Genomic DNA, 12,641 nt, shown 5'->3' on the forward strand with positions numbered 1-12,641 from the left:
CCGCGGTGCTCGCTTATTGCGATCGCGAGGGCATCACCGGTTGCGACGCGTCGTTCACTGGCTTCCACCAGTATGTGCTCGCGAACCCCGGCGCCGATATCACCGTTCGTCTGGACGGCGATTGCGCGCCAGTGCGAAGTGGCAACGCTTAGCGCTGCCGATCTGGGTTATCCGGCTGCGATCCGCAATTACGACAGCGTGCAGTTCCAGTTCAACAAGGCCTGGAGCAACAACTGGGCGATCGGTGGCTCCTACTCGTACACCCGCCTGCGCGGTAACTACGAAGGCGCGGTTAAGTCGGACAATGGTCAGGACGATGCCGGCCTGACGCAGGACTTCGACCAGCCCGGCCTGCTCGACGGAGCTTATGGTGTGCTCGCCAACGGGCGTAACCACCAGTTCAAGCTGTGGGGCACGGTGGGTCTGACCGATAACTTCCGCTTCGGTTTCAACGTGTTGTTCGAATCGCCGCGCAAGTTCTCGTGCATCGGCGTCCACCCGACCGACGTGTTCGCGCAGGCTTATCAGGCAGCCAGCTTCTTCTGCACCCAGCCGCAGTTCTCGGACCGCACGGAGGCGAATGGCAGCTATCTGGTGGAGCGCGGCACGGGCTTCGAAAGCGAATGGCGCAAGCAGATCGACGTGAACGTTCAATATGATCTGAACGCTCTGCCCGGCAGCTTCATCAGCCTCGACGTGTTCAACGTGTTCAACTTCAAGTCGAAGCTGGATTACAACGAGTTCGGCGATAACGCTGATGGATCGACCAACAACCGTTATGGCCAAGTGATCGGCTATCAGACCCCGCGCTATGTGCGGTTCACGCTGGGTCTCCGCTTCGGCGAGACCTCGCGCGACTAAGCTCAGGCGAGAACCAACTTCAGGAGGGGCGGCACCCATGGTGCCGCCCCTTTTTTATGTCTACGGTCGGCCATGGCCACCCTTCGCAACGACAGCGCTGCCGCCGTTCTCCAACAGCTAAAACAGGCCCTGGCGCAGCGCCGCCGGCATGAGGTTGATAGCCTCATTGCCCGCCTGCTCTCGATCGATGCTCCGCTGGGTGCCCAGTGGCGCGGACTGGCTGAAGTCAGCCGCCGTAATGGCGCGTTGGCGAACACACGTGCCTGCCTGGATCGCCTCGTTCGCCAATCGGCTGGGGCAGCGCAAGCCCGCTTCGAGCGGGCCGCGGTCCTTGCGCAGATCGGCGACTTCGCGGACGCGCGGCACGCGCTGGCCGCACTTCCCGCCGGCTTCCCCGACCCCGCGACGCGCGCGCATTTTGCAGGAACGCTGGCGCTCAACATCGGCGACCTTGAGGAGGCGCGCACACTATTCCGCACCGTCCTCGATACCCGACCGACATCCGGGCAGACCTGGCTCTCCCTGGCCGAGGCGATGCGCCGAACCGATCCCGCCGAGTGGGCACCAGCAGTCCTTGATGCGCAGGCAACGATGCGCAGCGCGCCCGCCACGGAACAAGCCCCTTTTCTCTACGCGCTTGGCGCAGCGCAGCACGCGCTCGGCGACCATGACGCCGCATTCGCCGCCTTTTCGGGGGGGGCGGAGATCGTCCGGAAGCTTCGGCCCTATGATGCAGAGGCAGATCGGCGCAGTGTCGCCCAGGCGCGTACCCTGCGATCTATCAAGCAGCGCGTGAACCTGCCTACCGACCGCCCGATCTTCGTGTTTGGTCCGCCACGGTCTGGCACCACCCTGGTTGAGCAGATCTTGTCCAGCCATTCGGCGGTCGCAGGCGGCGGCGAGATCCAGCTGTTCGACATCCTTGCCGGCGAGATCGGCGGCGTCTCCGCAGCGCATTTCGAGGCAGCGCGCGCCGCCCCGGGGCTGGACGTCTTGGCACACGATTATCTGGGTCTGCTTGCGGCGCGGTTCGGGGCCAGCGGGCGCGTTGTCGACAAGACGCTGAACGCAACTCGCTATGCGGGTCTCATCTCGGCAATTCTGCCCGACGCGCCGCTCGTCTGGGTACGCCGGGATCCGCTCGACAACGCGTGGTCATGCTACCGGACCTTCTTCAGCGAAGGCGTCGCTTGGAGCTGGGATCAAGACTCGCTCGCGCGGCATCTCGTTCTGGAGCGAGAAATGCTCGATTTCTGGCGCGACTTGCTCGGCGATCGCCTGTTGGTCGTCGAGTATGAGGAGTTGGTGGGCGAACCGCACGCGGCAATCACGGCGCTGCTGGCGCATTGCGGACTGCCACCCGAACCTGCGGTCTTCACGCCGCACAAGACCGAACGGGCGGTTATCACCGCGAGTGTTGCCCAGGTTCGCGAGCCGATCAATCGCAAGGCCGTGGGTGCCGCCGAACCCTATCGGCGGCACCTTCAACCTTTCCTGGATGCCTATAAAGGAACAAACTAGGCCACGCTGAGCCTCAGCGCCCCGTCGCCCTCATCCACGCTCACCATCGACCCATCCTTCACGTCGCCGCGCAGGATCATGTCGGCCAGCGGGTCCTGCAGATACCGCTGCACCGCACGTTTCAGCGGCCGCGCGCCATAGACCGGGTCATATCCCACGCGCCCCAGCCACCCCCGCGCCGCGTCGCTCAGCGTGATGCCGATCTTGCGGTCCTTGAGCAGCTTGGCGACCCGGCCGACCTGGATGTCGACGATCGGCGCCATGTGCTCGGCGGCCAGGCGGTGGAACAGAATGATCTCGTCCAGCCGGTTGAGGAACTCGGGCCGGAAATGCGCCCGAACGATCTCCATCACCTGCGGCTCGACATCCTCCACCTTCTGCCCATCGGCCAGGTTGGTCAGATATTGCGACCCCAGGTTGGACGTCAGGATGATGATCGTGTTCGAGAAATCGACCGTGCGGCCCTGGCCATCGGTCAGCCGCCCGTCGTCGAGCACCTGCAACAGGACGTTGAACACGTCGCCATGTGCCTTCTCGACCTCGTCGAACAGCACCACCTGATACGGGCGCCGGCGAACCGCTTCGGTTAGGACGCCGCCTTCCTCATAACCCACATAGCCGGGAGGAGCCCCCAGCAACCGCGCGACCGAGTGCTTCTCCATGAACTCGCTCATGTCGATGCGTACCATCGCGTTAGGATCGTCGAACAGGAACTCGGCCAGCGCCTTGGTCAGCTCGGTCTTGCCCACGCCCGTCGGCCCCAGGAACAGGAACGAGCCAAGCGGCCGGTTCGGGTCCTGCAAGCCGGCACGCGAACGCCGCACCGCGGTCGCCACGGCCTTCACTGCGTCGGCTTGGCCGATCACGCGCTTGCCCAGCTGCGCCTCCATCTGGAGGAGCTTCTCGCGCTCGCCCTCCAGCATCTTGTCGACGGGAATGCCGGTCCAGCGCGCCACCACCCCGGCGATATCCTCGGCGGTCACTTCCTCGCGCAGCATCGCGCCCTTGGTGGTCGCCTGCGCTTCCTCCAGCTGGCGCGTGAGGGCAGGAATGGTGCCGTAGTTCAGCTCGGCCATCTTGCCGAGATCACCCGCACGCTGCGCCTGTTCCAGCTCGATGCGCGCGGCGTCCAGCTGTTCCTTGATGCGCGACTCCGCGTTGATCTTGTCCTTTTCCGCCTGCCAGCGCCCGGTCAGCTCGGCCGACTGCGCTTCCAGATCGGACAGGTCGCCTTCCAGCGTCGCCAGCCGGTCCTTGGACGCAGCATCGGTTTCCTTCTTCAGCGCCTCGCGCTCGATCTTGAGCTGGATGATCCGCCGGTCGAGCGTCTCGATCTCTTCAGGCTTGCTCTCCACTTCCATGCGAATGCGGCTCGCTGCCTCGTCCATCAGGTCGATCGCCTTGTCGGGCAAGAAACGGTCGGTGATGTAGCGGTTGGAAAGCGTCGCCGCGCTCACGATCGCCGCATCCGTGATGCGCACGCCGTGGTGCAGCTCGTACTTCTCCTTCAGCCCGCGCAGGATCGAGATCGTGTCCTCGACCGTCGGCTCGCCGACGAACACCGGCTGGAAGCGCCGCTGGAGCGCCGGGTCCTTCTCGACATATTTCCGATACTCATCCAGCGTCGTCGCGCCGATGCAGTGCAGTTCGCCGCGGGCGAGTGCGGGCTTCAGCAAATTGCCCGCGTCCATCGCGCCTTCGGATTTACCCGCGCCGATCAGTTGGTGCATCTCGTCGATGAACAGGATGATGTCGCCTTCGCCGGCCTTCACTTCGTCGAGCACGCCCTTCAGGCGCTCTTCGAACTCGCCGCGATATTTCGCGCCGGCGATCAGCGAGCCCATGTCGAGCGACATCAGCGTGCGATTGCGCAACGTGTCGGGCACGTCGCCATTGGCGATGCGCAGCGCGAGGCCCTCGGCAATCGCGGTCTTGCCCACGCCCGGCTCGCCGATCAGCACCGGATTGTTCTTGGTGCGCCGCGCCAGGATCTGCACCGTGCGGCGAATCTCCTCGTCGCGGCCGATGACGGGATCGAGCTTGCCGTCGCGCGCCGCCTGCGTGAGGTCACGCGCGAACTTCTTGAGCGCGTCATAGCGGTCTTCGGCACCGGCCGTGTCGGCGGTCCGCCCACCGCGCAGCTTGTCGATCGCGGCGTTGAGGTTCTGCGGCGTCACGCCCGCCGCCGCCAGCGCCTTGCCCGCGGCGGTGGTGGAGCCCAGTACCAGCGCCAGCAGCATCCGCTCCACAGTGACAAAGCTGTCGCCAGCCTTCGCCGCCACCTGCTCGGCGGTGTCGAGTACGCGCACCAGATCATTGTCGAGCCCAGGCTGCTGCTGCGCCCCGCTGCCGCTGACGGCAGGGATCTTGGCCAGCGCCGCATCGGTCTCGGCAAGCGCACGCCGCGCGTCGCCCCCGGCGGCCTGGATCAGCCCGGAAGCCATGCCCTGCTCATCCTCGAGCAGCGCCTTCAAAAGATGTTCGGGCGCGATCCGCTGATGACTCATCCGGATCGCCACGGTCAGCGCCGACTGGAGAAACCCCTTGGCGCGGTCAGAAAATTTCTCGAGGTTCATACGTCCCCCTGTTGGTTACGGGGGTAAGGTAGTGTTGCCATTGTGCAACACAAGGGGGCTGTAAAGCCTCTTTTGCTACAGGACCGACTTCTTGTGCATTCGGTCGCTGTCCTCGGTTGCGGTAGGGTCCCCTAGTTTCGCTGTGATCGTCCAGTTGGGAAATTGTTGGCGTAGTTCCAGGATCTTATGTGTAAGCGCCTCTCTTAGATCTTCCCCTTCCCCGGCCAGAAGGATTTTGATTTTCGCTACACTCTTTATCCAAGATAATAGCTCGTTCTCGTTCATGTTCAACTTTTCATGTTCTCGCACTCCTAAATCAGCTAAATCAACAGCGATGCTATTCAATTTGTTCGTAATACCTGTTCCTATCTGTTTTCCCACGAAATTGGAAATTAGCTGTTCTCTAGACTTTCTATGTCTTTCAGGGACCTTGCCTTGATCAAACTTGGCAGTCTTGTCTTCATATATTTTCTTTTTGACCAAGCGAATGCGGTCGAACTCGGCTAAGTCGTTTTTTGTTCGTTTGTTTGTCAGCCGAAATCCAGGCACACGAGGCTCTAGTTCATCTTCGGAATCAGTGAAGATGTCGTCCTCGATCTCTTCGGCGCCAAGGCTCTTCCACTCTGCGTGTGGTCTCTTGTTTTGCTCGCCTGCATACTCCTGAAGCTCTTGCCCTTCAGCCGAGACGACTTCAAACCAGTAGTCGTTGCCGTCACTGTGCCAGGTCACGCCGGCAATCGGCTGATGCCAATACCATCGTTGCGCGATCTTCTTATCCTTGATCCAGACGGCTTGTAGGACCGCATCGCCGAGCCGCGTAGATACCGGCCCGGAAGCTGCGGCCTGAAGCGTTGCAGCGCTGGCGCCCTTTTGATCAGCCTCCATTTCGAGACTTGGGTCGTCGTTCATTGCGACTCCGCCGCGCACGTGCCCAGTGGCCCTTACCCGCCCCTGCTTCTGCTGCACCACATGCCACGCCTCATGCGGCAGGTGCTTCTCCTGCCCGGGCCCCAGATGGATGTCGGTCCCCTGCGCATAGGCGTGCGCCTGCATCTGCGCCGGTCTGTCCGAATTGCGGTGCACCCGCACATCGTCGAGCGCGATGCCCGACATCGCCTCCATGTTGGTGCGCAGCGGATCGGGCAGGCCGTCGCTGCGGCTGGGCTTGCGCTGCACCGTTTCCGCCCGCGCGTTCAGTCGTGCCGCGGTCGCTTTGGCCTGCGTCACTGCGCTTCGGGCGTTCAGGTCATCGTGAACGGCAAGGCCCGGGGATGACTCCGCCGCCGGCCTGGCCACTCGGTCCGCCTCGCGCTGCGCATATGCCGCCATGTCGTACTCCCTAGTGGCGAGCATGCTTCATTGGGCCGGCGGATCAAGCCGCGCGGGGCGGCGCTGTCTCCATAACGGAGCGGTCTTCCGCGCAAGAACCCGCAATCACGAAGCTCGCTTGCGGGCGGGTGCCCACGTGTTATGCTCGGCCATCACACATCCTTCGGGGGATCCGATGAAGCCGTTCCTGATGTTCTGCAGCGCCGCCACTTGCGCGCTCGCCACTGCCACGCTCACGCCCGCCGCCACCGCCCAGACCCAGGCTCAAGCCCAGGCCAGCACCGCCAAGCCGGTGCCCGTCGCCACGCTCGTCCGCCAGGTCGACGTACCGTACGAAAGCTTCACGCTGGCCAACGGCCTCAAGGTGCTGGTCCATACCGACCGCAAAGCGCCGATCGTCGCGGTGTCCACCTGGTACGATGTCGGCTCCAAGCATGAGCCCAAGGGCAAGACCGGCTTCGCGCACCTCTTCGAGCATCTGATGTTCAACGGGTCGGAGAACGCGCCGGGCGACTTCTTCGAGCCCCTGAAGCAGGTCGGCGCCACCGATTTCAACGGCACCACCAGCTTTGATCGCACCAACTATTTCGAAACGGTGCCGAAGCAGGCGCTCGAGCGCGCGCTGTTCCTCGAAAGCGACCGCATGGGCTATCTGCTCGGCGCGATCACGCAAGGGGTGCTCGACGAGCAGCGCGGCGTCGTCCAGAACGAAAAGCGGCAGGGCGACAACCAGCCCTATGGCCTGGTCTATTACAAGGTGCTCGAAGAGCTGCTCGGCGGCACTCCCTATGGCCACAACGTCATCGGTTCGATGGAGGACCTCGACGCCGCCAGCCTTGAGGACGTGAAGAACTGGTTCCGCTCGCATTACGGCCCCAACAATGCCGTGCTGGTGCTGGCCGGCGACATCGACGCCAAGACCGCGCGCCCGCTGGTCGAGAAGTATTTCGGTGGCATCAAGGCGGGTCCTGAAAGCCGCCTGCCCGCGGTAACCGTGCCCACCCTGGCGCAGCCCAAGACGGTCACCATGAAGGACCGCGTCGCCGCCACCATGATCCTCAAGACCTGGGCGGTGCCGGGCCTCAACGACGCCGACGCCGTCCCGCTCGACGTGTTCGGGGAAGTGCTGGGCGGCCTCGCCAGCTCGCGTCTGGACAATGCGCTGGTCCGCAAGGAAAAGAGCGTGGTGCAGGTCTCGGCCGGCGTGCAATCGATGGCGCAGCTCGGCATGTTCACCGTGCAGGCGATCGTGAAGCCGGGCGTCGACGCCGCCAGCGTGTCGCAGCGCCTCGACGCGATCATGGCCGACTTGATCCAGAACGGCCCCACCGCTGACGAGGTCCAGCGCGTCGCCACCACCAACGTCGCCAGCCGCATTTCCGGCCTGGAGTCCGTCGGCGGCTTCGGCGGCAAGGCCGTCGCGCTCGCCTCGGGCGAACTTTATTCCAACGACCCGCTGTTCTTCAAAAAGCAGCTGGAGGCCATGGCCCGCGTAACCCCCGCCCAGGTCAAGGCCGCCGGCGCCAAGTGGCTGACCCGCCCAGCGCTCACCATCGTGGTCGAGCCCGGCCAGCGCGAGGCCTATCAGGAAGCACAGGGCGTCGCCGCCGCCAAGCCCGCCGCCGCTCCCGCAGCGCAGGCCGAGCCGGTGAAGGGCACCCGCGGCGCGATGCCCGATGTGGCCGCGGTCACCGATCTCGACTTCCCCGACGTGTCCCGCACCAAGCTGTCGAACGGCGTCGAGCTGGTCTATGCGCAGCGCAAGGCGGTGCCGATCACGCAAGTCGCGATGAGCTTCGATGCCGGCGTCGTCTCCGATCCCAACACCAAGCTCGGCACGCAGGGGCTTACCCTGTCGCTGCTCGACGAAGGCACCACCACCCGCGATTCGATCGCGATCGCCGAGGCGCGCGAGCGGCTGGGCGCGGAGATCGGCTCGGGCAGCAGCGCCGACCGGACCTACCTGACGCTTTCCACTCCCAGCGCGAACCTCGCCGGCGCGGTCGACCTGTTCGCCGACATGGTCCGCAACCCCGCTTTCGCACCCGCGGAAGTGGAGCGCGTCCGCCAGCAGATGCTGACCGGCATCGCCCAGGAACTGACCAGCCCCCAGGGTCTCGCCGGCCGCGCACTGCCGACGCTGATCTATGGCGCGGGTAACCCGTATGCCAAGCTCGCCGCCGGCTCGGGTGACCCCGCCGCGGTCAAGGCGCTGACCCGCGACGACCTGGTCGCTTGGCACCGCGCCTGGATCCGCCCGGACAAGGCGACGGTCTATGTCGTCAGCGACCGCCCGCTGGCCGAGGTGAAGGCCGCGCTCAACGCCCGCTTCGGCAATTGGCAGGGCCAGGGCACGGCCGGGACCAAGGCGTTCACCGTCGCCGCGCGCCAGTCCGCGCCCAAGATCCTGCTGGTCGACCGTCCGGATTCGCCTCAGTCGCTGATCCTCGCGGGCCAGATGACGTCGCTCGACCCCGCCAGCGAATTGCTGCCTCAGCTCACTGCCAATCAGGTGCTGGGCTCGGGCTTCCTGTCGCGCATCAACATGGAACTGCGCGAGAACAAGCATTGGTCGTACGGCGCACGCGGCGGGTATAACTGGCTCGAGCGCGCGGTACCCTACACGATCAGCGCGCCGGTCCAGGCCGACCGCACGGGGGACTCGATCAAGGCGATCCAGGAGCAGGTCCGCGACTTCCTGACCACCAAGGGCGTCACCCAGGCCGAGCTCACGCGTGAGATCAACGGCACGACTCGTGAGCTTGCCGGCCGCTTCGAAACCAGCGGCGCGGTGCTCAGCGCCTTGCAGGAAAACGATCTGCGCCACCGCCCGGACAATTTCTACGACACGGTTGCGCAAAAATATCGGACCATGACCACCGCCCAACTTGACGCTGCGGCACGCGCGGCTCTGGACCCGAACAAGTTCGTCTACGTTGTGGTGGGCGACGCCGCGAAGGTGAAGCCGCAGCTTGACAGCCTCGGCCTCCCTGTCGAGGTGGTTCCCGCAGCGGCGCTGGCGACCTCCGCCACCGCCGCCTCAAAATAACGGAGAGAAGCATGGCGAACGTGGACGGCAACTGGAACACGGTGACCAAGTCGCCGATGGGCGATCAGCAGGCGACGCTCAGCGTCCAGAGCAACGGCGATACCTTCACCGGCACCTTTTCGGGCGGCCTCGGCACGACCGACATCAAGGACGGCAAGGTAAACGGTGACACGCTCACCTTCACGCTCGACATCACCGTGCCGATGCCGATGAGCCTCACCGTCGAAGCGACGGCGCAGGGCGACAACCTCAACGGCACCGTGACCGCAGGCGCCTTCGGCAGCTTCCCGATCACCGGCACCCGCGCCTGAGCCTTTCTCAGCGCTGAAACGAACAGGCCCGCTTCCCACAAGGAGGCGGGCCTTTTTGCGTATGTAACGGAGCCTCCTCGATCTCTCTTCGTCACCCCGGGCTTGACCCGGGGCCCCGCTTCTTCCTTCCTGCACCGATGGACCAGGGCGGCTGGGTATACATCATGGCGGACCGCTACCGCGGCACGATGTATGTCGGCGTCACCGCTGACATCGCAGCCCGCGTCCACCAACACCGCACAGGCGACGGATCCGACTTCTGCAACCGCTACGGATTGCACCGCCTCGTCTGGGCCGAGCACGCGCCGGCAATCACCGACGCGATAGCGCATGAGAAGCGCGTGAAGCGCTGGCAACGCGAGTGGAAGTTCGCCCTGATCGAGCGCGGCAACCCGGAGTGGCGCGACCTGTTCGACACGCTGACCTGAAGCAGAAGAAGCGGGACCCCGGCTCAAGGCCGGGGTGACCGGATCAGAAAAAGGGGGCGCAGGACGACGGCCCGGTTGCTAAGCCATGACCTATCTGACCCGGAGTCCCGCTTCCCCCTCCCTATGCCGCCCCAGCACCCGGCTCTTGCGCCCCTGCACGCCGGTTCTAAACAGAAGCACGAAACCGGGGGTCTGATGTTCAAGAAGCTTTGCTGTGCCGCCACGCTAGCGCTGGCCCTTTCCCCCGCGCACGCTGCCGAACCAGGCGCCACCCCGGTCCCTCCCGCCGTCCTCGCTTTATCCGGATGCTGGGAAGGGAGCGGCGAAGTGATGCGCAAGCCTGTCGGCATGGCCATCTCCGTGTATCCGATCGTCCAGGGCGCGATGCTGGCGATCGAGGTGGCGAGCAGCGCAGTGGAAGACCCGGACGACGAATATGCCGCGCACCTGATCTTCGGCGGTGCCGGCAAGCAGCCTGGCGCCGCGCCAGGCGGCATCACCGGCTATTGGGCGGACAGCTTCGGCGGCGCCTTCGCGGCATCGGGGCGCGGTGAAAGCCGCCCGGGCGGGTTCGACATCACCTATCATTATCCCGACATGGCGTACGTGAACCGCTGGCGGCTCGCCGGGGACCGCCTCACCTGGCAAATCGTGGCGCGCGACAAGAAGGGCGCCGAAAAGCCCTTCGCCAGCTACACGCTGCACAAGGCCGCGTGTGGCGAGGCAGAGGCGGAGGGCTGACCCTCCGCCGCGTACTCAGCCGCGCACCACCCGCGTCCAATGCCCCATTTTCCGGCCCGGCCGGACATCGCCCTTGCCGTACAGGTGCAGGTGCACGCCGGGCTCCTCCAGCAGCTTCGCCCAATCGTCGGCCTCGTCGCCGATCAGATTGCCCATCTCGACGCTCGCGCCGGTCAGCGCCGTCGATCCCAGCGGCAGCCCGCAGATCGCGCGGATATGGTTCTCGAATTGCGAGGTCTCGGCGCCTTCGATCGTCCAATGCCCCGAATTGTGCACGCGCGGCGCCATTTCGTTGAACACCGGCCCGTCGTCCGTCGCAAAGAACTCCAGCGTCAGCACGCCGACATGGCCCAGCGCCTCGGCCACGCGCCCGGCCAGCGCCGCGGCCTCGGTCCAGTGCCGCGCGATCTCCGCCGGCGCCGGCACGCTCGAGCGCGCCAATATGCCGTCGCGATGCTCGTTCCAGGGCGGCGGATAGCTGGTCAGCGACCCATCTAGCCCGCGCACGGTGATGATCGAGAATTCGTGGGAAAACTGCACGAACCCTTCCAGGATCGCCGGCCGCTCGCCGATCTCCGCCCAGGCCGCTTCGGCATCGGCAACGTCGTGCAGGCGGACCTGCCCCTTGCCGTCATAGCCCAGCCGCAGCGTCTTCAGGATCGACGGCGCGCCGATCTTGGCGACCGCCGCCAGCAATTCCTCGCGCGTCGTCACCAGCGCCCACGGCGCGGTCTTCCCGCCCAGATCGCCGACAAATGCCTTTTCCAGCGCGCGGTCCTGCGCGATCTCCAGGCTCTTTGCGCCCGGCCGCACCGGCACCTTGCCCGCCAGGTAGGTGACCGGGCTCAGCGCGATATTCTCGAACTCGTAGGTGACGACATCGGCCTGCGCCGCCATTTCGTCGAGCACGATGCGGCTGTGATAGTCCGCCCGCGTAAAGCTCGACGCAGTCTGCGCCGCGACGCTCTCGTCATCGGGCGCCAGGATGTGCGTGCGATAGCCCAGCTGCGCCGCGGCTACTGCCAGCATCCGCCCCAGCTGGCCGCCGCCAAGGATGCCGATCGTCGAGCCGGGGGGCAGGATTGCCGGGTGCTCGCTCATTGCGGGTCCACCGCCACGCTGTCGGTCTGCGCCGCGCGCCACGCCTTGAGCCGCTCGGTAAGTGCTTCATCGCTGATCGCCAGGATCGCCGCCGCCAACAGCCCGGCATTGATCGCCCCGGCCTTGCCGATCGCCAGCGTGCCCACCGGAATGCCGCCGGGCATCTGTACGATCGAATACAGGCTATCGACGCCCTTCAGCGCCTTGGACTCCACCGGGACGCCCAGCACCGGCAGATGCGTCATCGCCGCCGCCATGCCCGGCAGATGCGCCGCGCCGCCGGCCCCGGCGATCACGACTTTCAGCCCGCGATCCGCCGCGCTGTTCGCATAATCGTACAGGCGCTGCGGCGTGCGGTGCGCCGACACCACCTTGGTCTCATGCGCAACGCCCAGCGCGTCCAGCGTCTCGCTGGCATGGCGCATCGTCTCCCAATCGGAGGTGCTGCCCATGATAATGCCGACTGAAGGTGCGTCCGACATGCTGTCCCCATGCTTGCGGAAGCGAGGGTTGTTAGTGGGGCAGGGAGGGGAGGGCAACCCAATCCTCCCCTATAAGATCCTCCCCCAGCTCGCTGGGGAGGGGGACCATCGCGCAGCGATGGTGGAGGGGCCGGCGCGGAACGCGCCGGTAACCCGGCGCGCCCCTCCACCACTGCCTTCGGCAGCGGTCCCCCCTCCCCGAGCCAAGCTCGGGGAGGATCTAGGAGGGTACGGCGCTGTTC

At 65.5% G+C, this 12,641-nt stretch carries 10 protein-coding genes; 6 read left to right on the forward strand and 4 right to left on the reverse strand.

Annotation, left to right across the window (positions count from 1 at the left end; all coding sequences use genetic code 11):
* Positions 1 to 138: 138 nt before the first annotated feature.
* Together LQ953_RS14460 and LQ953_RS14465 are read left to right on the forward strand one after the other, a co-directional pair.
* Entirely contained in the window at positions 139 to 861 is a 723-nt protein-coding gene (locus tag LQ953_RS14460) for a hypothetical protein (protein ID WP_231031623.1), read from the forward strand.
* A gap of 72 nt (positions 862 to 933) precedes the next feature.
* Positions 934 to 2,382, forward strand: coding sequence for a tetratricopeptide repeat-containing sulfotransferase family protein (locus LQ953_RS14465; protein WP_231031625.1), 1,449 nt, complete (start codon positions 934 to 936; stop codon positions 2,380 to 2,382).
* On the opposite strand, the gene clpB is transcribed toward LQ953_RS14465, so the two are convergent.
* Together clpB and LQ953_RS14475 are read right to left on the reverse strand one after the other, a co-directional pair.
* The gene (clpB, locus tag LQ953_RS14470; protein ID WP_231031627.1) at positions 2,379 to 4,958 is read right to left on the reverse strand and encodes an ATP-dependent chaperone ClpB; all 2,580 of its coding nucleotides are present in this window, start codon (positions 4,956 to 4,958) and stop codon (positions 2,379 to 2,381) included. The genes LQ953_RS14465 and clpB overlap by 4 nt on opposite strands.
* A gap of 75 nt (positions 4,959 to 5,033) precedes the next feature.
* Positions 5,034 to 6,287, reverse strand: coding sequence for an eCIS core domain-containing protein (locus LQ953_RS14475; protein WP_231031629.1), 1,254 nt, complete (start codon positions 6,285 to 6,287; stop codon positions 5,034 to 5,036).
* Between the two features lie 175 nt (positions 6,288 to 6,462).
* Between LQ953_RS14475 and LQ953_RS14480 the strand changes: the two genes are divergently transcribed.
* From LQ953_RS14480 to LQ953_RS14495, 4 genes are all read left to right on the forward strand, one after another.
* Entirely contained in the window at positions 6,463 to 9,336 is a 2,874-nt protein-coding gene (locus tag LQ953_RS14480) for a M16 family metallopeptidase (RefSeq protein WP_231031631.1), read from the forward strand.
* Positions 9,337 to 9,347: 11 nt separating this feature from the next.
* Positions 9,348 to 9,647 (forward strand): hypothetical protein, encoded by a 300-nt coding sequence (locus tag LQ953_RS14485; protein ID WP_231031633.1) that lies wholly within the window; start codon positions 9,348 to 9,350, stop codon positions 9,645 to 9,647.
* Between the two features lie 137 nt (positions 9,648 to 9,784).
* The gene (locus LQ953_RS14490; RefSeq protein WP_231031635.1) at positions 9,785 to 10,075 is read left to right on the forward strand and encodes a GIY-YIG nuclease family protein; all 291 of its coding nucleotides are present in this window, start codon (positions 9,785 to 9,787) and stop codon (positions 10,073 to 10,075) included.
* A gap of 330 nt (positions 10,076 to 10,405) precedes the next feature.
* Positions 10,406 to 10,816: a hypothetical protein gene (locus LQ953_RS14495; RefSeq protein ID WP_231031637.1), complete on the forward strand. Its 411-nt coding sequence runs from the start codon at positions 10,406 to 10,408 to the stop codon at positions 10,814 to 10,816.
* Between the two features lie 15 nt (positions 10,817 to 10,831).
* On the opposite strand, the gene LQ953_RS14500 is transcribed toward LQ953_RS14495, so the two are convergent.
* On the reverse strand, positions 10,832 to 11,917 hold the full coding sequence (locus LQ953_RS14500) for a 5-(carboxyamino)imidazole ribonucleotide synthase (RefSeq protein ID WP_231031639.1): 1,086 nt from the start codon (positions 11,915 to 11,917) through the stop codon (positions 10,832 to 10,834).
* Positions 11,914 to 12,399: a 5-(carboxyamino)imidazole ribonucleotide mutase gene (purE, locus tag LQ953_RS14505; RefSeq protein WP_231031641.1), complete on the reverse strand. Its 486-nt coding sequence runs from the start codon at positions 12,397 to 12,399 to the stop codon at positions 11,914 to 11,916. Before purE ends, LQ953_RS14500 begins: the two co-directional genes overlap by 4 nt.
* Positions 12,400 to 12,641 lie beyond the last annotated feature (242 nt).

It is taken from the genome of Sphingomonas sp. IC-56, from assembly GCF_021043375.1.
GTDB lineage: Bacteria > Pseudomonadota > Alphaproteobacteria > Sphingomonadales > Sphingomonadaceae > Sphingomonas.